Origin of the sequence: Komagataeibacter intermedius TF2, assembly GCF_000964425.1 — a bacterium.
GTDB classification, from domain to species: Bacteria; Pseudomonadota; Alphaproteobacteria; order Acetobacterales; family Acetobacteraceae; genus Komagataeibacter; species Komagataeibacter intermedius.
Genome location: NZ_BANF01000188.1, coordinates 1 through 333, shown reverse-complemented (window position 1 = coordinate 333; position 333 = coordinate 1). Strand labels below are relative to the sequence as shown.

The window sequence follows — 333 nt, the reverse complement described above, 5'->3', positions numbered from 1 at the left end:
TGCATCCGGATCATGATACGATTGCGACCTTCCGCCGGACGAACCGGACAGCCATTGAAGCTGCATTTGCGCAGGTCCTGCTTCTGGCGCGCGAGACGGGTCTGCTGCGTCTGGGTGTCGTATCGATTGACGGCACGAAAATTGATGCCGACGCTTCGAAATACCGTTCCCTGCGCTACGACCGGATCAGGGCACTGCGCGAACAGCTGGCGGTGGATATCGCGAAACTGATGGACCAGGCGGAGCACGCAGATGCCACAGACAGAGATCCGCAGGCCCTGCCAGAAGAGCTTGCCCGACGGGAAACACTGAAAGCGAAGCTGGACGAAGCCT

The 333-nt window shown here is 59.8% G+C and carries 1 protein-coding gene; it reads left to right on the top strand.

Annotation, left to right across the window (positions count from 1 at the left end):
- The coding region (locus B7449_RS15560; protein ID WP_048883798.1) for a transposase at window positions 1-333 on the top strand (333 nt) is incomplete at both ends.